The 21,595-nt window shown below is 37.5% G+C and carries 21 protein-coding genes and 11 tRNA genes; 2 read left to right on the forward strand and 30 right to left on the reverse strand.

Going from position 1 to position 21,595, the window contains the following annotated elements; translation table 11 throughout:
* Positions 1 to 79: 79 nt before the first annotated feature.
* From FH036_RS26375 to FH036_RS26430, 12 genes are all read right to left on the reverse strand, one after another.
* Positions 80 to 150 (reverse strand) — tRNA-Gly (locus FH036_RS26375).
* Between the two features lies 1 nt (position 151).
* Positions 152 to 228, reverse strand: a tRNA-Pro gene (locus FH036_RS26380).
* A 4-nt stretch (positions 229 to 232) separates the two neighbouring features.
* Positions 233 to 309 (reverse strand) — tRNA-Arg (locus tag FH036_RS26385).
* A 97-nt stretch (positions 310 to 406) separates the two neighbouring features.
* Positions 407 to 489 (reverse strand) — tRNA-Leu (locus FH036_RS26390).
* A gap of 16 nt (positions 490 to 505) precedes the next feature.
* Positions 506 to 578, reverse strand: a tRNA-Lys gene (locus tag FH036_RS26395).
* Between the two features lie 5 nt (positions 579 to 583).
* Positions 584 to 658 (reverse strand) — tRNA-Gln (locus tag FH036_RS26400).
* Positions 659 to 745: 87 nt separating this feature from the next.
* Positions 746 to 821 (reverse strand) — tRNA-Asp (locus FH036_RS26405).
* A 46-nt stretch (positions 822 to 867) separates the two neighbouring features.
* Positions 868 to 943, reverse strand: a tRNA-Val gene (locus tag FH036_RS26410).
* Between the two features lie 4 nt (positions 944 to 947).
* Positions 948 to 1,022, reverse strand: a tRNA-Glu gene (locus FH036_RS26415).
* 8 nt (positions 1,023 to 1,030) lie between these two features.
* A tRNA-Ser gene (locus FH036_RS26420) sits at positions 1,031 to 1,121 on the reverse strand.
* Between the two features lie 3 nt (positions 1,122 to 1,124).
* Positions 1,125 to 1,199: transfer RNA gene (locus FH036_RS26425), tRNA-Asn, on the reverse strand.
* Between the two features lie 114 nt (positions 1,200 to 1,313).
* Complete coding sequence (locus FH036_RS26430) at positions 1,314 to 1,772, reverse strand: SprT family protein (RefSeq protein ID WP_000344246.1); 459 nt, start codon at positions 1,770 to 1,772, stop codon at positions 1,314 to 1,316.
* 195 nt (positions 1,773 to 1,967) lie between these two features.
* Between FH036_RS26430 and cmpA the strand changes: the two genes are divergently transcribed.
* On the forward strand, positions 1,968 to 2,084 hold the full coding sequence (cmpA, locus tag FH036_RS26435) for a cortex morphogenetic protein CmpA (protein ID WP_001143642.1): 117 nt from the start codon (positions 1,968 to 1,970) through the stop codon (positions 2,082 to 2,084).
* Positions 2,085 to 2,141: 57 nt separating this feature from the next.
* Here the strand turns inward: cmpA and FH036_RS26440 are convergent, their stop codons facing one another.
* From FH036_RS26440 to acpS, 6 genes are all read right to left on the reverse strand, one after another.
* Positions 2,142 to 4,310, reverse strand: coding sequence for a Tex family protein (locus FH036_RS26440; RefSeq protein WP_070805102.1), 2,169 nt, complete (start codon positions 4,308 to 4,310; stop codon positions 2,142 to 2,144).
* A gap of 67 nt (positions 4,311 to 4,377) precedes the next feature.
* Positions 4,378 to 4,728 (reverse strand): type II toxin-antitoxin system endoribonuclease NdoA, encoded by a 351-nt coding sequence (ndoA, locus tag FH036_RS26445; RefSeq protein WP_000635963.1) that lies wholly within the window; start codon positions 4,726 to 4,728, stop codon positions 4,378 to 4,380.
* Positions 4,729 to 4,732: 4 nt separating this feature from the next.
* Positions 4,733 to 5,020: an antitoxin EndoAI gene (locus FH036_RS26450; RefSeq protein ID WP_000004570.1), complete on the reverse strand. Its 288-nt coding sequence runs from the start codon at positions 5,018 to 5,020 to the stop codon at positions 4,733 to 4,735.
* Between the two features lie 299 nt (positions 5,021 to 5,319).
* Positions 5,320 to 6,489 carry an alanine racemase gene (gene alr / locus FH036_RS26455; protein ID WP_000390609.1) on the reverse strand — a complete coding sequence of 390 codons (1,170 nt, stop codon included), beginning with the start codon at positions 6,487 to 6,489 and terminating at the stop codon, positions 5,320 to 5,322.
* A gap of 117 nt (positions 6,490 to 6,606) precedes the next feature.
* A complete protein-coding gene (locus FH036_RS26460) occupies positions 6,607 to 7,557 on the reverse strand; it encodes a LolA family protein (protein WP_025388382.1) in 951 nt (316 codons plus the stop codon).
* 156 nt (positions 7,558 to 7,713) lie between these two features.
* On the reverse strand, positions 7,714 to 8,073 hold the full coding sequence (gene acpS, locus FH036_RS26465; RefSeq protein ID WP_000635037.1) for a holo-ACP synthase: 360 nt from the start codon (positions 8,071 to 8,073) through the stop codon (positions 7,714 to 7,716).
* 92 nt (positions 8,074 to 8,165) lie between these two features.
* Here acpS and FH036_RS26470 point away from each other — a divergent pair, with 92 nt between their 5' ends.
* Positions 8,166 to 8,738: a rhomboid family intramembrane serine protease gene (locus FH036_RS26470; RefSeq protein WP_139896419.1), complete on the forward strand. Its 573-nt coding sequence runs from the start codon at positions 8,166 to 8,168 to the stop codon at positions 8,736 to 8,738.
* Here FH036_RS26470 and uvsE read toward each other — a convergent pair.
* The 12 genes from uvsE to FH036_RS26530 all read right to left on the reverse strand — a co-directional run.
* A complete protein-coding gene (gene uvsE / locus FH036_RS26475) occupies positions 8,731 to 9,693 on the reverse strand; it encodes a UV DNA damage repair endonuclease UvsE (protein WP_000961156.1) in 963 nt (320 codons plus the stop codon). The two genes, FH036_RS26470 and uvsE, sit on opposite strands and share 8 nt — an antisense overlap.
* Before the next feature lie 95 nt (positions 9,694 to 9,788).
* Positions 9,789 to 11,366 (reverse strand): degradosome RNA helicase CshA, encoded by a 1,578-nt coding sequence (gene cshA, locus FH036_RS26480; protein WP_000206582.1) that lies wholly within the window; start codon positions 11,364 to 11,366, stop codon positions 9,789 to 9,791.
* Positions 11,367 to 11,671: 305 nt separating this feature from the next.
* On the reverse strand, positions 11,672 to 13,048 hold the full coding sequence (gene murF / locus FH036_RS26485) for a UDP-N-acetylmuramoyl-tripeptide--D-alanyl-D-alanine ligase (protein WP_139896420.1): 1,377 nt from the start codon (positions 13,046 to 13,048) through the stop codon (positions 11,672 to 11,674).
* A gap of 61 nt (positions 13,049 to 13,109) precedes the next feature.
* The gene (locus tag FH036_RS26490; RefSeq protein WP_000161443.1) at positions 13,110 to 14,195 is read right to left on the reverse strand and encodes a D-alanine--D-alanine ligase; all 1,086 of its coding nucleotides are present in this window, start codon (positions 14,193 to 14,195) and stop codon (positions 13,110 to 13,112) included.
* 382 nt (positions 14,196 to 14,577) lie between these two features.
* On the reverse strand, positions 14,578 to 15,849 hold the full coding sequence (locus tag FH036_RS26495; protein ID WP_139896421.1) for an MDR family MFS transporter: 1,272 nt from the start codon (positions 15,847 to 15,849) through the stop codon (positions 14,578 to 14,580).
* Positions 15,850 to 15,957: 108 nt separating this feature from the next.
* Positions 15,958 to 17,373: a branched-chain amino acid transporter BcaP gene (gene bcaP / locus FH036_RS26500; protein ID WP_138322552.1), complete on the reverse strand. Its 1,416-nt coding sequence runs from the start codon at positions 17,371 to 17,373 to the stop codon at positions 15,958 to 15,960.
* A gap of 231 nt (positions 17,374 to 17,604) precedes the next feature.
* A complete protein-coding gene (locus FH036_RS26505; RefSeq protein WP_000499913.1) occupies positions 17,605 to 18,777 on the reverse strand; it encodes a homogentisate 1,2-dioxygenase in 1,173 nt (390 codons plus the stop codon).
* Complete coding sequence (locus FH036_RS26510) at positions 18,743 to 19,699, reverse strand: fumarylacetoacetate hydrolase family protein (protein WP_139896422.1); 957 nt, start codon at positions 19,697 to 19,699, stop codon at positions 18,743 to 18,745. The genes FH036_RS26505 and FH036_RS26510 overlap by 35 nt, the downstream gene beginning before the upstream one ends.
* A 66-nt stretch (positions 19,700 to 19,765) precedes the next feature.
* Positions 19,766 to 20,884 (reverse strand): 4-hydroxyphenylpyruvate dioxygenase, encoded by a 1,119-nt coding sequence (gene hppD / locus FH036_RS26515; RefSeq protein WP_000810913.1) that lies wholly within the window; start codon positions 20,882 to 20,884, stop codon positions 19,766 to 19,768.
* 310 nt (positions 20,885 to 21,194) lie between these two features.
* Positions 21,195 to 21,314 (reverse strand): DUF3948 family protein, encoded by a 120-nt coding sequence (locus tag FH036_RS26520; protein ID WP_001984893.1) that lies wholly within the window; start codon positions 21,312 to 21,314, stop codon positions 21,195 to 21,197.
* A gap of 33 nt (positions 21,315 to 21,347) precedes the next feature.
* On the reverse strand, positions 21,348 to 21,455 hold the full coding sequence (locus FH036_RS26525) for a DUF3948 family protein (RefSeq protein WP_000664237.1): 108 nt from the start codon (positions 21,453 to 21,455) through the stop codon (positions 21,348 to 21,350).
* A 42-nt stretch (positions 21,456 to 21,497) separates the two neighbouring features.
* On the reverse strand, positions 21,498 to 21,595 hold a 98-nt coding region (locus tag FH036_RS26530; protein ID WP_016100038.1), incomplete at its 5' end, for a DUF3948 family protein.

Consider the following 21,595-nt stretch of genomic DNA (forward strand, 5'->3'; position numbering starts at 1 on the left):
TAAAGTTAGTTTGTCTAGCATCTAAAATAAAAATTGACGTTTCACGTTGTTTGTTTCGTTCAGTTTTCAAAGAACTAAAAGCGGGTGAAGAGAATCGAACTCTCGACCAGAGCTTGGAAGGCTCTTGTTTTACCACTAAACTACACCCGCGTGGTCGGGAAGACAGGATTTGAACCTGCGACCCCCTGGTCCCAAACCAGGTGCTCTACCAAGCTGAGCCACTTCCCGTAATTGGCGCGCCCGAGAGGAGTCGAACCCCTAACCTCTTGATCCGTAGTCAAACGCTCTATCCAATTGAGCTACGGGCGCTTATTCATGATGTTTTTTCGTCGTTGTATTTTGGCGACTCAATTATCTTATCATACTACATTTTCAAATGCAAGTACTTTTTTCGAAAGATTTTTGATGCGGCCGAGAGGACTTGAACCTCCACGGGGTTTCCCCCACTAGGCCCTCAACCTAGCGCGTCTGCCGTTCCGCCACGACCGCGCGGAAAAAACAAAAGTGAGCCATGAAGGACTCGAACCTTCGACCCTCTGATTAAAAGTCAGATGCTCTACCAACTGAGCTAATGGCTCGTAAATGGCTGGGCTAGCTGGATTCGAACCAGCGCATGACGGAGTCAAAGTCCGTTGCCTTACCGCTTGGCTATAGCCCATCGAAATACTTATCTTATTTTCAAAGACAAATGTTATTGTACCATAATGACCAATAAAAAACAACTGCCAATTAGCAGAAGTTAAAATGGCGGTCCCGACCGGGGTCGAACCGGCGATCTCCTGCGTGACAGGCAGGCATGTTAACCACTACACCACGGGACCATTTAATCTTTACATTAATGTCATTTTACTTTTCATTATAATATTATGGTGGAGGATGACGGGATCGAACCGCCGACCCCCTGCTTGTAAGGCAGGTGCTCTCCCAGCTGAGCTAATCCTCCGAAGTGGTGACCCGTACGGGATTCGAACCCGTGTTACCGCCGTGAAAGGGCGGTGTCTTAACCACTTGACCAACGGGCCAATATGAATGGCAGAGAAGAAGGGATTCGAACCCTCGCACCGCGTTCGCGATCTACTCCCTTAGCAGGGGAGCCCCTTGAGCCACTTGGGTACTTCTCTGTATGGCTCCGCAGGTAGGACTCGAACCTACGACCGATCGGTTAACAGCCGATAGCTCTACCACTGAGCTACTGCGGAATAATAAAGACAATTTGTATCTTATAAAAATTCTTATCGTAAGTCAAGAGGTTTTTTCACAACATCTTGTACAAACGTGACATGTTTATAATATACCGGATTGCGTTTTCACTGTCAAGATGTTTTCTTTATCAAGATTAGTTTCCCTTTACACTTTCCGCAGACATATCTTTTTGTATTTATTTGACGCCTCCTTACATATTGAAGTGAGCATTCCATACATTCATACATATAAACCTTTTTGCCCTTCTCTTCATTTATCATTCGTTTACAAAAGCGTGGTGCATCAACTGCCTTTAATAATTCTCGAAAATCCTTATCCCGATGCTTATACCCTCTTCCCGCAATATGTAAGTGATAATGACAAAGTTCATGTTTAACAATCCCAACTAATTCTTCTTTCCCATACATTTCATAATATCGATAATTCAGTTCAATATTATGTGTATTCAACAGATAACGTCCACCAGTTGTACGCAACCTACTATTAAACATTGCTTTATGTAAAAACGGCATTCCGAAATATTGTAGTGATACTTCTTCCACTAGCCGCTGTATTTCTTGCTCATCCATTTTCATTCCTCCTAAACAAAAAAATATTTTTACACTTTTCTCCTCTCTTATACATATATTAAATAGTACATATACCCATCCTCATTCAAGAAGCGTGGTTTCTAAAAACATAGCAAAAATAGAAATCCACTCACCAACCTCTCATCAATAGTACTTTACATTTATGAGAGTAGGATTAAACAAGGAGGGATTCCTATGCCTACATGGCTCAAAAAACAAATGCAACGCGCATATTTTGAAAAAAACCGGTATCAAATTAAATTACTAAATGAATGCTGGTTTTATTATAGCAAAATACATCAAAGTTCCTAATCCATTACACGTTTTATCCTATAAAAAAAGAGCAGTTTCATCTGCTCTCTTCTCTTACTATTCAATCGGCAACATAGATAATGCAACGCGACCTTTTTTCGTATCAATATCATCTACCCATACTTTGACGATTTGTCCGACAGATACAACATCTAACGGATGCTTCACGTATTGTTTGCTTAGTTTAGAAATATGTACTAACCCATCTTGTTTCACACCTACATCAACGAAAGCACCGAAATCAACAACGTTACGAACTGTCCCTTCCAGTTCCATACCACGTTTTAAATCTTCTAATTTCAAAATCCCTTTTTTCAGAAGCGGTTTAGGCAACTCATCCCTCATGTCTCGCTCTGGACTAATGAGTGCATCTATAATATCAACTAATGTTGGTTCTCCAACTCCCGTTTCTTGCGACAACTTAGAAATCTCTACTTCTTCTAAACTCTTTTGTAATTGTGGTTGCCCTACGTCATCTTTTGATAAACCTAGACTCTTTAATAACAATTCAACATTTTTATATTGTTCTGGGTGAATACCTGTACGGTCTAACGGATTTGCCCCTTCTAATATACGTAAGAAACCTATACATTGTTCATATGTCTTCGCACCTAGACGTGGTATTTTCTTTAAGTCTGTTCGTTTTGTAAATTTCCCTTCTTCTTCACGCTTTGCTACAATATTTTTCGCAACAGTTTTTGATAAGCCTGAAACATATTGCAACAACGCAACTGAAGCTGTATTTACATTCACACCGACTTGGTTAACTGCTGTCTCTACTACAAACGTTAATGATTCATTTAATCTTTTTTGAGACACATCATGTTGATATTGTCCAACCCCAACTGATTTCGGATCAATCTTTACAAGTTCAGCAAGTGGATCTTGCAGACGCCTACCAATAGAAACCGCACTTCTTTCTTCAACCTGCAAATCCGGGAATTCCTCACGTGCTAAATCAGAAGCCGAATACACACTCGCACCAGCTTCGTTTACAATAATATAGAAGACTTCTCGTTCCACATTTTGTAATACATCAACTATAAATTCTTCCGATTCTCTAGAAGCTGTACCATTCCCAATCGCAATCATTTCAACTTGATATTTATCTATAATAGAAAGAACTTTCGCTTTTGCATCTTCATATTTACGCACTGGTGGATGCGGATAAATAACATCAATATATAAAACTTTTCCCGTATCGTCTACGATAGCTAATTTACACCCCGTTCTATATGCAGGGTCTACAGCTAACACAACCTTTCCTTTCATCGGAGGTTGTAATAACAAATTACGTAAGTTCTCAGAGAAAATATGTATCGCTTGTTCCTCAGCTGTTTCTGTTAATTCTTTTCGAATCTCCCTTTCAATAGAGGGTTGAATTAATCGTTTATAACCATCCTCAATTGCTAACTTTACATACTGTGCACTTTTTGAATCGTTATCACGAATTACTTTCTTATATAAGAAAGTTACTATCTCATCTACTGGTGGAACAACAGAAACTCTCAATATATCTTCTTTCTCACCTCGATTCATCGCTAATACGCGATGCGGCACGACTTTCTGCAACGGTTCTTCATAACTGTAATACATTTCATATATATTTTTTTCATCTTTCTCTTCATCTTTTACAGCCGAGGACATAACACCTTTTCGAAAAGTAACATTCCGAATCCAACTACGATATGCCGCTTCATCTGAAACGATTTCTGCAATAATGTCTTGAGCACCTTGCAATGCTTCCTCTGCAGATTGCACTTCTTTCTCGGCATTTATAAACTCTATTGCCTTCTGATTCGGATCTTCTTTCGTATATAACAATAACCATTCAGCTAATGGCTCTAACCCTTTTTCTTTTGCAATCGTTGCTTTCGTTCTTCTCTTCTCTTTATACGGACGATATAAATCTTCTACTTCTTGCAACTTTGTAGCTTTCACAATTTGCTGATGTAATTCTCCTGTCAGTTTCCCCTTCTCATCAATAAGACGAAGAACCTCTTCTTTCCTATCTTCAAGCTGCATTATATATTGCCATCTCTCTAAAATTGTACGAATTTGCACTTCATCTAAAGAGCCTGTCCATTCTTTTCGGTAACGAGCAATAAATGGAACTGTGTTACCTTCTTCTGTTAATTGAATAACATGACGAACTTGCTTTTCGGTAAAGCCTAATTCCTTCACTAACATTTTCATTAACGCTTGTCGATTATCTACCATTTCCATATACAACCGTAACCTCCTCTATAATAAAAAAAGTTGCCCTTCAAAGAGAGCAACTTAAACTGCCGATTTAAAAATCTATTAGTCCTAAACTAATTTGTAGCGCTTCATCTACACGAATCATCATCACTTCATCTAAGTGAGTGATTTTGTCCGTTAAGCGCTGCTTATCGATTGTTCGAATCTGCTCAAGTAAAATAACAGAATCTCTCTCAAAACCGTACTTTTTCGCATCAATTTCCACATGAGTGGGTAATTTCGCTTTTTGAATCTGTGCAGTAATAGCCGCTACAATCACCGTTGGACTAAAACGATTTCCGATGTCATTTTGAATGACAAGAACCGGACGAACGCCTCCTTGCTCAGAACCAACAACTGGGGAAAGGTCTGCAAAATACACGTCGCCGCGTTTTACAATCAAAATATTACCCCCCGCTAACTAAGCGTTCTACTGTATGAGCTGCTTCATACTCTGCTAAGAAAGCTTCAGATGCAATACCAAGATTAATTTTTCCCATTTCAATGTACCCACGTCGCATTGATTCATGTTGGTAGCGTTTCTTCGTCTTATGTTGACGCAATAACAGTTGTGTTGCCTGGCAAATTAGTTCATGGCGATTCTTATTCTCTTGTTTTCCAATTCCGTCCAATTCCGTTACCATTTGCTTTGGCAACCGAACCACGATTTCAGTAGTTACACTTGATTCGGACACAAAAATACACCTCCACCGTCAACTACACACCCAAATATATATATGACACCTATTGTAATAATACCATTGTATGGAGCCTGTTGCAAAGACTTCCTTATTCCTTGCTTATGTTTTCCAATTCACAAACAAAACATTCATATTCTTTTATTTTTTATCTCATTACAACAAGAAACGGAAGAGTTTCCACGTTAAATTATGTTAAAAGTAATGATAAGTAAAAAGCTTCTCGTCAAAAAACGAACTTATTCTTAGCCAACGAAAAGTCCTCTCACATGACAAGAAGCAAATCATACTACCTTCTATATATCATTCAAATAATTGATTACTTCCACAACTTTACCGTTCCGTATAAATATTCTCGGCACACGGAAACTAATCGTTGTAATAATTTCATAATTAATAGTTCCTGAATATTCCGCAACCTCTGTAGCGCTAATATATTCATCTCCTTGCCTTCCGATGAGTGTAACTTTCGTACCAAGAGGCACTTTACAAGGAAGGTGTATCATAAATTGATCCATCGTTACTCGACCCACAATCGGTACCCTTTTACCATTTACAAGCACTTCAAATCCTTGTAATCTTCTAAGCCAGCCATCTGCATAACCAATTGCAACGGTCGCAATCCATTCTTCAGTTTTCGTTCGATAAGTGACGTTATAACTAATTCCATCCCCTTTAATCACCTGTTTAATATGAGCAACTTTCGTATGCAATGATAGCGCTGGTTCTAATTTAAGCGGTAAAAAAGGGCGTATTTCTACAGATGGAGATAACCCATACATCGCAATGCCAATTCGTACTGCATTAAATGTAATCCCTTGAAAACGTAGCGTTGCAGCACTATTAGCTGTATGAACAAACTTAGGATTCACTCCGAATTCTTTCAACCAACTTAACTGCTCCAAAAATGTGTTATATTGCTTATCAAAGTAAGAAGTCTCCACCTCATCTGCTGTTGCAAAATGCGTATAAACTCCTTCCAATTCTAAGAATGGTGCACCTTCTAAGCTTTTTAAAAATCCTTTTAATTCTTTACGTTCACGTATTCCAATTCTCCCCATACCACTATCGAAATTAATATGGTATTTCATCGTAGACGAACCATCCCAAAGTTTGATTGCTTCATCTACCCATTCCTTTTGAAAAACAGTTAATGCTACATCATTTTCAGCAGCTACATTTATATCACGAGGAGGAGAAGGACCTAACACTAAAATCGGCGCAGTAATACCAGCTCTTCGAAGCACTAAAGCTTCATCTAAGAACGCAACTGCTAACCTTGTCGCCCCCGCTTCTAATGCTGTTTTAGCCACCGGTACATAATCGTGCCCATATGCATTCCCTTTAACTACGGCAAAAATTTCTACACCACTCGGGATAAATTCTTTAATATGTGTAACGTTGTTATAAATGGCATCTAAATCCACTTCCACCCAAGTGTCACGGTAAAATGGTGCTTCTTCCATAAATACACTTCCTTATACACGATATGCGAAGCTTATTCTTTTATATGCTTCTTTTATGAAATCCACCCTTCAAACTAAGAAAAGACGTGGTGCACATATATCACCACGTCTAAGAAGTTACTTCACTTGCTTCTCTGTAACTGAACGAGCAACCATTAATAGCTCCTTCGGCTCTAAACCTTTAGACACGAGCATATATTCTACTCCGTTATGCGACCACGTTAAAGAGTCTTTCGTCAATGCTCCAATTGTAAAGCCAAGATCAACCAATTCTCCGCTCACACTTATTGCTGACGAAGCCTCTGCAACTTTTGCCTTTTCTTGTATTAAAGTAAAGGATTTCTTACTTCCAGTGTATGTGAGTATTGCACGCTTGCCACTGTCTGTCTTCAACTCTTTTTCATCTTTCAAAGTCATACCTTGTGGCGTATCACGTGGATATAAAATAGCAAACGGTTTGTCTTCTTTCGCTGTCGTTTGAACATCTACTTGCGCTCTAGACATATTTTGTTTCGTATCAAATGCACCTTTATCAAATTTCGCGTCGAATTTCACTTTAGAGAAATCTACTTTCACAAGAACATTTTGATCATTATCCATTAACTTCACCGAAACTGGCGTTAAATCACTTTTCTTCAACGTAATCTCTTGTCTCGGCAACATGTTTTGATGCTGATAGTTTGTTTTTGTTTTAAAAATATAATGCTTATCTGTTTTTTCAAAAGTAAGGTTTTTCTTATCCTGTAAAATATCTCTCACAAGAGATTCGTATAAATAAGCCTGGCTACTATTTTGCGGCCAATCACTTTGGAAACGGAAACTCTTATTAAGAGCTGGCGTTAATACAAATACTCCTTCTTCATTTCTTAAAATAATTTGACTTTGATCTTTTTTCGCATTCTGCAAATTCACACGATAAAAAGAAGGTTCCTTATGCCATATTTCTACCTTATACTCCTGAGGCTCATTCCCTGTTTTAATAGATAATTTCGCTTCAGCTTGATAGCTTTTCAACCCTTTTACTTTCGCCTCTAAATCTCTCACAACATCATCTTGTTTCTTCTCCATACAACCGGCCAACACAAAAACGGTTAATAAACCGACAAGAACTAAAAACAGACGCCTTTTCATCACTTCAGCCCCTTTGCCCCTATAAATGAATGGAAGATGTACCTTCCTTATCGCTACCACAAATATATGAGACAAAGATATAAAATATGCAGACTAGCGTGACGAGCTTTCTAAAACAACTTGAGCAACAGCAAATTCCTTACTGTGACTAATTGATAAATGAACAATATGCTCTGTACTTGTAATAAGAATCGGCTTGCCTCTATCATCATTTCTTACTTCAATATCTAAAAAACTCACTTCTTTCCCGATACCAGTCCCTACCGCTTTTGAATACGCCTCTTTCGCTGCAAATCTTCCAGCTACAAACTCTGTAAGGCGGCTTCCCTTCAGCCCCTTAGCAACATTACGTTCACTTTCAGTTAAAATACGTTCCATAAATTTAAGCTTTCCATCTATCATTTTTTCAATTCGATTCAATTCAATAATATCGATTCCAATCCCTACAATCATTTCAAAATCCCCTTCTTCTATTTAGCTTTCTTTTTTCATATTGTAAGAATAACAGAGAATCTTTCTGATGCAAAAGGAGTGATACTCACCATATGCTAATACCATCCGCCCGCATTTCCTTACAACCCATCACCATTGCTTTACTTCTCATACAATTAATCATGATTATATTAGGGGATTTTTCCCTCTTTCCTATGGCAGCTTCTAATGAATATATCGCTAAAGGAGAATGGTGGCGTCTCATAACTTCCCTGCTCGTACATGTAGACTTACAACATTTTCTTTCTAATAGTATTTGTTTATTCATGCTTGGCTCTTCTATTGAAAAACAACTAGGGCACTTTTCTTTCATCATTATTTTTTTCCTTTCTGGCATTCTCGGAAATATTTCGTCTTACCTTATTATGCCTCATGAATACATTCATGCCGGGGCATCTGGTGGCATTTTCGGATTGCTAGGTGCACAGTTATTTCTATTGTATAGCCGATATCGTTCTTCCAATCCAAGAGACATCGCTTTTTTTTCAATTATGATATGTATATTACTACTATTCACTTTCTTCAATCCCTCTGCCAACCCTATCAGCCATTTAACAGGATTGATCATTGGTGGTATTTGCACCCCTTTATTAATAAAAAAACTCGATGGTGCAGAGCTCATTTAATATAAAAGCTCGCACCATCGACAATTTCCACATCTGTTTGTTCACTTAAATCTCTCATGAGTTGAAATAAAGACTCATCCTTCTTCTTCGCTTCAATCATACAATCAATTTGCGGAACACTTCCTTTTATCTTTTTTAAAAAAGATAAAAAAGTATCTACATTAATAAAGTCTGCATGTGCCCTTGGGTCTTTTCCCTCTCTAGGACTAGAAATGTGCATTTTCACCGGTAACAAAGACGATTCCCACGTATGTACAACACGCGCCCAATCTTCATGCCAATCTTCTCGATCATGATTCATCATATGATGATGTAAATCAAATACAACGGGAATGTCCAACTTTTCTCCTAAATATAATGTGTCCTCGAGCGTAAAAGTTGTATCATCATTTTCTAACATAATCATTTCCTGAATACCTCTTGGGACGTTAGACCAATTCTCTATAAAACGCTCTAATGCGAGCTCTTTATCTTTATATCCGCCCCCAACATGCATTACACATCGTTGCTTATGTTCAATTCCCATACCTTTTAATAATTTTCTATGCATTTGTAATGTCTTGACAGATTGTTTAAAAATATTCTCCTCGGGTGAATTAAGTACAACAAAATGATCTGGATGAAAATCAATACGCATATTCATTCGAATAGCGTAATCACCTAGCACTTTTAAATTTTCTTTTAAGGGACGAATGTAGTTCCACTCTAACAACTCCTCATGATTCGCTAAAGGAATCAACTTGGAACTAAGTCGAAAAAAGGATATATCATGGCCTTTGTTATGTTTTAATAACCGTAAGCAATTTTCCAAATTCGAATTAGCAATTCTTTCAAGTTTACGAATCGCCGCTTCCCGATCATCTATTTTTTGAAACTGCGCGTACGTCATCGTTTGAGATGGGGATGCGTTTTTCAAATGTACACTCATCGCAACATACCCAAGTCTTACAAGCATGTAGCACCTCATTTCTACACAAGTTATTATGTAGTATGTACAATTACAGAAATAAAAAAAGAGAATGCCGGAAAAGGGCATTCTCTTTTTTACTATTAAGCTTGTGGCTTACGGCTATGATGTTTTCTTTCGCCGCGTCCGTTTGAAGATCCTGGGCGACCTTGACCTTCTCCACGACGACCACGGTTGCCGCCATCACGATTGCGATCACGGTTACCGTCACGATTACGACCATCACGATTGCGGTCACGGTTACGACCATCGCCACCGCGTCCATCACGACTACGATTACGGTTACCATCACGGTATCCGCCTCCGTTACCGCCGCGTTTTTTAGAACCGCCACCTCTTGCAACAACTGGTGGTTCTGATGTTAAAGCGATTGGAGTTGTATCTGGCTCTTTTGTCATCATTTTTAAAGCAGCAGCTACTACTGTTACAGAGTCGTTCTCTTCTAACATTTCTTCCGCAATACGCTTGTAGTATGCTAAGTTTTCATTTTCAATTGTGTTTTGAAGTTTTTCAGCGATTAAACGTTGTTGACCTTCTAGTGCCTCGTCAAGTGTTGGTGCATCCATGCGGTCCATTTTACGTTTTGTTGTACGCTCGATATTTTTTAATTGTCCAGATTCACGTGGTGTTACAAATAGCATTGCAATACCTTTTTTACCTGCACGACCAGTACGGCCAATACGGTGAACGTATGATTCTGGATCTTGTGGAATATCGAAGTTGTATACGTGTGTTACACCTGAAATATCAAGACCACGTGCAGCAACGTCTGTTGCAACAAGAACTTCAATAGAACCTTCTTTGAACTTACGTAATACAGACATACGTTTCGCCTGAGTTAAATCACCATGGATACCTTCCGCAGCATAACCACGTAAATTTAATGCTTCTGATAATTCATCAACACGACGCTTTGTACGACCGAATACAATCGCAAGCTCTGGAGATTGAATGTCTAATAAGCGTGTCAATACATCAAACTTTTTCTTTTCTTGCACTTCTAAATAGAACTGCTGAATGTTTGGCATTGTTACTTCTTTTGCTTTTACTTTAATGTGTTGAGGCTCAGTCATGAAACGCTCAGCAATACGACGGATTGGATCCGGCATTGTCGCTGAGAATAGTAATGTTTGGTGTGTTTCTGGCACATCTGTTAAAATTGCTTCAATATCTTCAATGAAGCCCATGTTTAACATTTCATCCGCTTCGTCAAGAACAACTGTCTCTACGTTTTGTAAGCGAAGTGTTTTACGGTTAATATGATCTAAAATACGACCCGGCGTACCAACAATAATGTGTGGGTGTTTTTTTAGAGCACGAATTTGGCGGTTAATATCTTGACCACCGTAAATTGGTAAGATACGAACGCGTTTATGTTTACCAATTTTGTATAGCTCTTCTCCAACTTGAATTGCTAATTCACGCGTTGGCGCGATAACAATACCTTGAACCGATTCTTTATGTGTATCCACTTTATCTAATAGTGGTAATCCGAATGCTGCTGTTTTCCCTGTACCTGTTTGTGCTTGCCCAATAATATCCTTACCTTGCAATGCATGTGGAATTGTTTCAGCTTGAATTGGCGTAGCCTCTTCAAAGCCCATACTTTCAACAGATTGCAGTAAAGAATCACTTAATCCTAATTCTCGAAATGTTGTCAATGTTACTTCTCCTTTTCTATCCTATACTTATCATTTAAAAAAAGGCGTTTTCCGAATTTGCGGAAAAGCCCTTTTCCTGAATGCTCACGTATATAAACGGGCGTATATTCTTCACGAAAATACTTCTAAACGTTATTACACTTTATCAATTATAAGTTTTGTATGTGTAAAAAGCAAACCCAACTGTTACCTTATTTTCATATTCAGAGGTTTTTTCTTCACTTTTATTTTTTTATATTTACTGTAAGCGCTTATTATAAGTTTCTTCTTTTTTCGTTGCTATCATCCCTATTTATATACACCAATTATTTCAACATCGTAATTACTTCTTCCAATTTCATACCGCGAGATGCTTTTATTAATACAACATCTTTTGCATCGACTACTGCTTGCAACTCTTTTACTAACTCTTCTTTATTATCATAAGCCTTTACAAGTTCGTTAGGGAAATTAATTTTCGCTCCTTCAGCAATTTGAGCCCCTAATTTACCATATGTGAACACATAGGAGATTTTTGCTGGATCGATTAATTTACCTACCTCATAATGAAACTGTACTTCTTGATCTCCAAGCTCTAACATATCGCCGAGAACAACAATTTTTTTAGAGAATCCATCTAAACCATTCATTAGGTGGAATGCTGCTTCCATAGCTGTTGGACTTGCATTATAAGCATCGTTGATAATTGTTAATCCACTATTTGTTTTTACAATTTCCATACGCATGCCTGTCATTTGAAGTGTTACTAAACCTTCTTTCATCTCTTCCCACGTTACACCAAAATGTTTCGCAATTGCCATAGAAGCAAGCGTATTATACACATTGTGTTTCCCTAATACCGGTAGATAGAATGAAATATTTTCTTCTCTATTCATTTTAAAGTGTGTCCCAGTTGCTTGTAACGTTACAGTCGTTGGATAGTAATCATTTGCTCTAGCATCACCAAACGTAACTGTTTCAGCTATTAAATTCATTTCAGGAACACGATTCGTTAATAATGGCTCATCTCCGTTATATACGAACACTCCACCTTCTTGTAATCCTGTCACAATTTCTAATTTCGCTTCAGCAATTGCCTCGCGAGAGCCTAAGTCCATTAAATGCGCTTCACCAATGTTCGTAATGATAGCTGCATTTGGACGAGCTAACTTAGATAAGAATTCAATTTCCCCACGGCTTGACATTCCCATTTCTAATACAGCTACTTCTGTATTTTCTTCTAAGTTTAAAATAGTAAGAGGTAGCCCGATATGATTATTGAAGTTTCCTTCTGTTTTTTGAACTTTGAATTTAGTCGCAAGAAGACTTGTTACAATATCTTTTGTAGATGTTTTACCGTTACTACCTGTCACACCAATCACTTTAACATCCAATTGGTCGCGATAGTTTTTTGCTAACATTTGTAATGCTGATAGCGTGTCTTCTACAAAAATAACCGGAAGATTCTCAGGTGGATTTGCTACATCTTTCATCCATAATGTCGCCACAGCTCCATTTTCAACAGCTTTATCTACAAAAGCATGTCCATCGAAACGTTCACCTTGAATCGGAACATATAAGTTTCCTTTTTCGATTTTTCTCGTATCAATAGACACTCCTTGTATAGTAATTCCCTCATACTGCTCTGCTAATCCCGTACCATTTGTCATTTGTTCTACTTGTTTTAACGTTCGATTTATCATAAAAACACTCCTTACATAGAGGAAGCACTATTCCTTCGAATAGTGCCTCCTCCTTTTTTTGTTAGATTGTATATTTAATTTTTTGTTTTTCTTCGTGACGCTCCATTGCTAAACGAATTAGCTCTTCAATTAATTCTGGATACGGTAATCCAGTATGTTGCCATAGTAGAGGGAACATACTAAACGGCGTAAATCCTGGCATCGTATTCACTTCGTTAATGTATACTTCTCCATCTTTCGTTAAGAAGAAATCAGCTCGCGTTAAGCCAGCACCATCTAACGATTGGAATGCAACAATCGCATCTCGCTTAATAACATTAGACTCTTCTTCTGTCATTTCAGCTGGAATAATTAACGCTGTATCACCATCGATGTATTTCGACTTATAATCATAGAAGTCTTTTTTAGGTACGATTTCACCTACAACTGAACATTTCGGTTCATCATTACCTAGTACACCAACTTCTACTTCACGTCCAACGATATTTTCTTCCACAATAATTTTACGGTCAAATTGGAATGCCTCTTCAAATGCATTCTCAAGTTCTTCACGATTTTTACACTTATTAATCCCAACACTTGAACCAAGGTTTGCTGGTTTTACGAAGCAAGGGTAACCTAATACTTCTTCTACTTTTTCATATGCTGTTTCACGATCTTTTTCCCATGCACTACGAATAAATGATGCATATTTTGCTTGTTTCAATCCAGCTTCTGCAAAGATGTTTTTCATAACAACTTTATCCATACCAGCAGCAGATGCTAGAACACCATTTCCTACATAAGGAATATTCATTAATTCTAATAACCCTTGTACCGTTCCATCTTCACCATTTGGTCCATGTAGTAATGGGAAAATAACGTCGATAGCATTTTCCTCAGCATTTGCAGATGGAATGATTTCTGTGCTTAATGATAGCGGAGAAATCGCATTTTCTGCACCGCTCATTTTTAGAACTTCAACATCTGTTACTTCACCTTCAATACGCTCACCGCGTACCCATTGACCTTGTTCTGTAATATAAATTGGATGAATCTCGAATTTATCTTGATTTAATGCTTTAATAGCAGCAAGAGCCGTTTGTAGCGAAACTTGATGCTCAGCTGATTTTCCACCATATAATAAACCTAATTTAATTTTTGTCACTGAAATCACCCTAACCAATTGTTTTCATTTTTCTATTTTAGCACTTTTTATAAAAATAGGTAGTTCCTATTTGAAATAAAATGCAACTTCCACAAATAATTAAATGACACCACTTATTAGTTTTCTATACTTTTTCCACTTAAATTTCTTCATAAATATATAAAGTGAAACTTTAATCAGTGGGGGGCTTCATCCCCTACTAATTATTAGTTGAACCAATCGGACTTTTATGGGCAGTTGATCCCCCACCTAAATTCCTTGCTTTCGCTGAATTTTGAGGTGAGGGTCTTACTGCCCATTAAAGTGGGATAAAATTGCAACCCAATCTAGTTATGTACCTAAAATATGTAGAAATCCCTGTTTTGTGTATGTCATCTAATTATTAAGAAGATTGTTTGGTTAGCGTGCCTTTTTGCCTTTGTTCAACGAGACGATCTAAAGAAATATATACAACACCTGCAACTACACATCCTATAGCTAAAATTGTAAATAGGAAGTGACCAAGTAATCGATCTAATAAAAACCCCCCAAGAAGTGGACCAAATGCATTTCCTGTAATCCACTGCAAACTTGCAGCCCCCATATAAGTCCCTCTTAAATGCTCAGGGGCCAAATTCGCTACAAACGTCATCTGTACAGGCGACATAATCATCTCGCCTAATGTATATATGGCATACACAAACAGTAACGTTATTAAAATAATTGTAGCATTCGTATCTAATCCTCCAAACCACTTCGGTAACCAACCTATAAAAAACAAACCTATCCCGAACAAACATGCACCATATAACATCGTCTTTCCGACAGGTTTATCTGTGGCCCATTTTGAAATTTGAAATTGGAACAACACAACTAATAGTCCGTTTAACGCCATTAAATATGGGTATGGATTGTTAGTTCCAAAAATATCTTTCATTTCATTATCAAAGTGCAATGGCAACATACCTTCTGTTTGAGAAAATCCCATCGAAATAATGATACCTGCTAATAAATAAATCATGAGTGCCTTATCTCGCAATACAATTTTCCACACCACTCCTGATTCCTTTTCTTTATCCTCTTCCTCATTCGCAATCTTTGGCATTGTCTCTTGAATAAGAACGAATACAAGCAATGCATAGAATAACATCGTAGACGAGGCAATAATAAACACAAGGTTCTTCGACAACATAACTACTGAAGCCCCCATTATCGGGCCAATTGCAGCACCTATATTATGCCCCATCCGCAACAAACCATATGCTTCTGTTCTTTTTTCTGGCACTGTTACATCCGCAACCATCGCTGATGCAGCTGGATGAAATAGCGAATTACTTAACCCTAAAAAAATTGATAAAATCGCATACGGAATAAATCCTTCTATAAATAAAAAACCGAGCATTAATAATGCATTACTCACCATCGAAAATATCATAATCGGCTTTCTTCCATATATATCAGCGATTCTTCCCCCTATAATGGATCCAAAACTCGCAGCAATTGGAGAAAGCGCCATAATAACTCCAACCTGTAATAACGAATCTACCTTATCTTTTAAATATAATGCAAAGAAAGGCATCAACATCATCATTGCAATTCCATTTAACGTCTCACCAATAAACCGAATCCATACGTTACGGTCCATCTCCCTTAATTCACGCCACGTATTCTTCATCATTTCACCCCTTTAGTTCACCAACAATTATCTTATAATAGATTCAGAAAAATGTAAATTTTCAAATAAAAAAATCCATTCCAACAGAATTAGAATGGATTTTCCTACTTATAAATTTGCTACATCGTCTTCGTCTTTACTATTATTTAAAGCACTATGTTTTCGGCTATATAAAAAGTAAACCGCAATACCAATAACCATCCATACGCCAAAACTAATCCAAGCCGTTCCGGATAATTGAAGCATTAAGTATAAACAAAAAATTACTGTTAACGCTGGTAAAAATGGTACAAGCGGCGCCTTAAATGATCTTGGTAAATCAGGATGAGTTCTTCTCATTACAATAACAGCAACAGCTACAAGTGCAAAGGCTGATAAAGTCCCCATATTTACAAGATGCGCTAATACATTTAAATCTATTAATCCTGAAATAAGTGCTGCAATAATTCCTGTTGTCCACGTATTTAAAAACGGTGTTTTAAATTTAGGGTGAACTTTAGCAAGACGCTTCGGCAATAACCCATCTCTACTCATTGCATACGAAACACGTACTTGCCCATACATCATAACTAACATTACTGTTGTGATCCCTGTAATTGCCCCTACCGAAATGACTCCTGCTAAACTATCTTGTCCAATAAATTGAAGTGCAAAAGCGACTGGATCTGATATATTTAACTGTCCGTATGGAACAATCCCTGTCAAAATAAGCGAAACAACAATATAAAGAGCTGTACAAATTAATAAAGATGCAATAATACCAATTGGTAAATCACGTTGTGGACGTTTCACTTCTTCTGCTGCCGTTGAAACTGCATCAAACCCTATAAATGCAAAGAACACTGTAGCAGCTCCAGCCATTACACCATCTAAGCCAAATGGCATAAAAGGCGTCCAGTTTTCAGGTTTCACATAATTAAAACCAGCAAAGATAAAAATAAGAACAACCGCTAGTTTAATAAATACCATAATATTATTTACACGTGCACTTTCACGAACACCCCTAGATAAAAGAACTGTCATCACTAAAATAATTAGAACGGCAGGTAAATCAATTATTCCACCCTTTCCTGTACCAGGAGCTGAGGAAAGGATGATAGGAATATGAATTCCAAATCCCTTTAATAAAGATTGGAAGTACGCGGACCAACCATTTGCCACAGCAGAGGTTGCAAGTAAATACTCAAGCATTAAGTCCCATCCAATTAAAAATGCGAATACTTCTCCCATCGTCGCATATGTGTACGTGTACACACTGCCTGAGACAGGAACTGAAGAAGCAAATTCAGCATAACAAAATGCAGCAAAGGCACATGCTAACGCGGCTATCGCAAATGATAATATAATAGCTGGTCCAGAATGTTTCGCTGCTACCACGCCCGTTAGAACAAAAATACCCGTTCCAACAATTGCCCCGATTCCAAGCATCGTTAAATCTAGTGCGCCCAATGTTCTTGCTAACGTCTTTTGTTTACTCTCTTGCATTAACTTTGCAATAGGCTTCTTTTGAAAAATTTGCTTCATAGCATGCTCCTCCAAGTTTTAAATTTTCTGAAAATTTTTAATTCGCTTTTTTATTTTACTCATAGTACTTTCCCCAGTCAATACTTTTGTCGAAATAAGTAGAAACTCTTATGAATATGCACGATTTTTATCATTCTTTCTATATATCTTTCTATAACTTTCTTTGGTATTATTATACATGTCGATTCCATGAAAGAGGCATGCTCCGTTATTGAGCATGCCTCTTTTTACTTATTTCACAGTATATGATCCCTCTTCAATCCAGCTATACATATATTTTTCATCTTCTGTTTCATGTGCTTGTTTTACAATACGAAGCGGACGGAATGTATCTATCATAACAGCTAATTCAAGCGTTTCTTTTTTCCCTATACTCGCCTCTGTTTTCCCAGGATGTGGCCCATGAGGAATGCCGCTCGGATGAAGTGTAATAGACCCTTCCTCCACACCTTTTCGGCTCATAAAGTTACCTTCTACGTAGTACAGTACTTCATCACTATTCACGTTACTATGATAATACGGGGCCGGAATAGATTCTGGATGATAGTCGTATAAACGTGGTACGAAAGAGCAAATAACGAAATTGTGACCCTCGAACGTTTGATGTACTGGAGGTGGCTGATGAATACGACCTGTAATTGGTTCAAAGTCCTCTACATTAAAGACCCACGGATATAAATAGCCATCCCATCCAACTACATCTAACGGATGGTGTCCTAAAACATGTTTATGCATATACCCTCGCGACTTTGTCATTACGACAAACTCACCTTTTTCATCATACGTCTCTAATTTTTCCGGGCCACGAATATCTCTCTCACAAAACGGACTATGCTCTAACAATTGTCCATACTCATTGCGATAGCGACGCGGTGTTGTAATTTGGCTATTCGCCTCTACAACAAGAAACTTAGTCTCTCCTTCATCAGGAATAACACGATAAATCGTTCCAATTGGGATTGTTACATAATCGCCTTTTCGATAGTGAATCGTTCCAAACATCGTTTCAATTTTCCCTGTTCCGTAATGAACAAATAACATTTCATCGCCATCACCATTACGGTAGAAATAGTCCATTTTTTCTGTTGGAGTCACTACTCCAATTAATAAATCCTCATTCCCAAGCATAAAGTTTCTTCCGCTTACTGCATCGCCAGTTTTTTTATTTTCTTTCGTGCGAAAATGACGATGAGCAAGAGCTACATCTTCTTCATACTGCAACTGACAAGAATGAGATAATGCCGCATGCCCTACTTCCGTTGGCATATAATGATGGTACAAAATAGATTGCGTACCAGAAAAACCTTTTGTTCCCATTACCTGCTCACGATAAAGCGATCCATCTTTTTTACGGAATTGTACATGTCGTTTATGAGGTAGCTCCCCCATGTGACGATAAAACATGCCCATCACCTGCTTCCCGTTCTATTTTGACCGTATTACGTAACGTACCTAAACCAGTAATCGTAAGTTCTACCACATCACCATCTTGTAGCCACTCTTCTGTACCCAGTTCTAAAATACAACCTGTTCCTACTGTTCCAGAACCAATTACATCGCCTGGGTATAGCGTAACGTCTTCCGAAGCACGTTCAATCATTTCAGCAAATGTATAGTAAATATCTCGAAAGTTCCCTTTTGATAATAGCTTTCCATTTACATGAGCAGTCATCTCTAACTCATAACGGTCACCATTACGATAAATATCTAGTTCCTCTTTCGTAACAAGGTACGCTCCTAATGAAGTTGCAAAATCTTTTCCTTTCGCTGGACCAAGTCCTACCTTCATTTCTGTTGCTTGTAAGTCCCTTGCACTCCAATCATTCATAATACAATAACCAAAAATATATTCCTCTGCTTGCTCACGAGAAATATTTCTTCCTTCTTTCCCAATTACGCAAGCAATCTCTAACTCATAATCAAGTTTTTTAGATTTCTTCGGACTAATTACAACATCATCTGGACCAATTACAGCACGATGGTTCGTAAAATAAAAAACCGGGATATCGTACCATTCAGGTACAACATCTAGCCCTCTTCGGCCGCGAGCTGTTTTTACATGCTGTTCAAACGCGTAAAAATCCCGCATACTACTCGGATTAGGAATTGCCGCTGCTAATTGTACTTCTTCTAAGGAATATATGCCCTTTTCCGGATTCTTAATATTACGCAATATCTCTACATACTCATCCGCTTTCTCTAAAAAGGCGAACATAGAAGAAGGTAATTTCCCACCACTAGCAAGATTCATATCAATTACCTTGCCACCTTCAAGCCATCCAGCTCGCATTTCTTTCGAAGGAAGACGAAATGTAACGAATTTCATCCTGATTCCTCCCTATGAAAATGAAATTTCCACCAACAAAGGAGTTTTTGCTGGTGGATATAAATTTTATAAATTTCCGCGACGCTCTTGTTCTCTTTCAATCGATTCGAATAACGCTTTAAAGTTTCCTTCTCCAAATCCGCGAGAACCTTTACGTTGAATGATTTCAATAAATAAAGTTGGACGATCTACAATTGGTTTCGTAAAAATTTGTAGTAAATAGCCTTCATCATCGCGATCTACTAAAATCTTTAATTCTTTTAACTTATCAATTTCTTCATCAATTTTTCCAACTCGTGCAGTTAATTCATCGTAATAAGTATCTGGTGTATCTAAAAACTCCACACCATTTGCACGAAGCGCTTCTACTGTTTTAACAATGTCATTTGTTAGTAAAGCAAGATGTTGTACACCTGCTCCATTGTAGAATTCTAGATATTCTTGAATTTGTGATTTTCGCTTTCCATCTGCTGGTTCGTTAATAGGGAACTTAATACGACTTCCATTTGTCATAACCTTCGACATTAATGCTGAATACTCTGTACTGATATCATCATCATCAAAATGGATCATTTGTTTAAAGCCCATAACGTTCTCGTAATAACTAACCCACTCTTCCATCTTTTCAACATTACCAACTACATGGTCTACAGCAATTAAACCTGACTCTTCAAATGGAATATCAAACTCAGCCTTTTGGAATCCTGGCATAAATGTCCCTTTATAATTTTTACGCTCTACAAGCGTATGAATTGTATCACCATACGTACCAATAACTGCTTTTTTCAATGTACCGTTCTCATCTGTTAACTCTACAGGCGGAGCAATTGCGACGGCACCACGTTTCACCGCTTCTGAGTATGCTTTATCAACATCGTCAACAAGTAATGCCACATCTTTCACGCCATCACCATGAGTCTTTACAAACTCTGCAATACGATTGTCACTACTTAAAGCCCCAGACACAACGAAACGCATATTTTTTTGCACAAGAACATAAGATACTTTTTCACGGTTACCAGTTTCTAATCCAGAGTAAGCCACAATTTTGAATCCGAATGCTCTCGCAAGATAATAACTTGATTGCTTTGCATTTCCTACGTAAAACTCCAAATGATCTACATCACGTACTGGAAAAAAGTCCTCCATTTGTGCAGCTAGCGTATCCATAGATTTTTGTTTCATAAAATCCTCATCCCCCTGTAAATAGATTAAATGGTTCATACTTAAAACCAACCGAAAACGCTTCCAACATCAATTAATAGAAATTAGTTAGCAAGCTAACAAATTCTGACCTTTAAAATTTTCTATCTTTTCTGTCAAATTCCTCTTTTTTTCTTACATATAAAATTCGACTTTTTTCTCTTTAAAATATAGAGGGGCTATTCATACTTGAAGGGATATATAGAAGAAAAATAAAAAAGACCCCAACATATTAATTACTTACTAATATGCTAGAGTCTTTATTTTTTTTGAATGATTGTATTTATATGTCTCATACTAATACTTTTGCAAGGAATAGAATAAATGATGTTAATACTACCGCTCCACCTAATGATCCTAATAAATCTGTTTTTGTTACTTGTAACACTTGTTCACTGTTCATATTCCTCATTCTCCTTTCGTTTTGTATAATGTAAAACTTCTATTATACTAATACACTTGATAGAAATACGATTAATGCTGTTAATACTACTGCTCCACTTGCTGATCCTACAAAGTCACCTTTTGTTACTTGTAATACTTGCTCTTTCATTTTGCATTCTCCTCTCATTTTTCTTTTGTTACAAAGTTTTTATTATACTAACACGCTTGATAAAAATACGATTAATGCTGTTAATACTACTGCTCCACTTGCTGATCCTACGAAATCACCTTTTGTTACTTGTAATACTT

Source organism: Bacillus sp. CD3-5 (genome assembly GCF_006349665.1).
Classification (GTDB): Bacteria; Bacillota; Bacilli; order Bacillales; family Bacillaceae_G; genus Bacillus_A; species Bacillus_A paranthracis.

What these genes read in the sequence shown, in the direction of transcription:
- FH036_RS26430 (WP_000344246.1), bottom strand. Translation starts at nt 1,772, where the DNA reads ATGGATGAGCAAGAAATACAGCGGCTAGTGGAAGAAGTATCACTACAA.
- cmpA (WP_001143642.1), top strand. Translation starts at nt 1,968, where the DNA reads ATGCCTACATGGCTCAAAAAACAAATGCAACGCGCATATTTTGAAAAA.
- FH036_RS26440 (WP_070805102.1), bottom strand. Translation starts at nt 4,310, where the DNA reads ATGGAAATGGTAGATAATCGACAAGCGTTAATGAAAATGTTAGTGAAG.
- alr (WP_000390609.1), bottom strand. Translation starts at nt 6,489, where the DNA reads ATGGAAGAAGCACCATTTTACCGTGACACTTGGGTGGAAGTGGATTTA.
- FH036_RS26460 (WP_025388382.1), bottom strand. Translation starts at nt 7,557, where the DNA reads ATGGAGAAGAAACAAGATGATGTTGTGAGAGATTTAGAGGCGAAAGTA.
- acpS (WP_000635037.1), bottom strand. Translation starts at nt 8,073, where the DNA reads ATGATTGTAGGGATTGGAATCGATATTATTGAATTGAATCGAATTGAA.
- FH036_RS26470 (WP_139896419.1), top strand. Translation starts at nt 8,166, where the DNA reads ATGCTAATACCATCCGCCCGCATTTCCTTACAACCCATCACCATTGCT.
- uvsE (WP_000961156.1), bottom strand. Translation starts at nt 9,693, where the DNA reads ATGCTTGTAAGACTTGGGTATGTTGCGATGAGTGTACATTTGAAAAAC.
- murF (WP_139896420.1), bottom strand. Translation starts at nt 13,048, where the DNA reads ATGATAAATCGAACGTTAAAACAAGTAGAACAAATGACAAATGGTACG.
- FH036_RS26495 (WP_139896421.1), bottom strand. Translation starts at nt 15,849, where the DNA reads ATGAAGAATACGTGGCGTGAATTAAGGGAGATGGACCGTAACGTATGG.
- bcaP (WP_138322552.1), bottom strand. Translation starts at nt 17,373, where the DNA reads ATGAAGCAAATTTTTCAAAAGAAGCCTATTGCAAAGTTAATGCAAGAG.
- FH036_RS26505 (WP_000499913.1), bottom strand. Translation starts at nt 18,777, where the DNA reads ATGTTTTATCGTCACATGGGGGAGCTACCTCATAAACGACATGTACAA.
- FH036_RS26510 (WP_139896422.1), bottom strand. Translation starts at nt 19,699, where the DNA reads ATGAAATTCGTTACATTTCGTCTTCCTTCGAAAGAAATGCGAGCTGGA.
- hppD (WP_000810913.1), bottom strand. Translation starts at nt 20,884, where the DNA reads ATGAAACAAAAATCTATGGATACGCTAGCTGCACAAATGGAGGACTTT.
- FH036_RS26520 (WP_001984893.1), bottom strand. Translation starts at nt 21,314, where the DNA reads ATGAGGAATATGAACAGTGAACAAGTGTTACAAGTAACAAAAACAGAT.
- FH036_RS26525 (WP_000664237.1), bottom strand. Translation starts at nt 21,455, where the DNA reads ATGAAAGAGCAAGTATTACAAGTAACAAAAGGTGACTTTGTAGGATCA.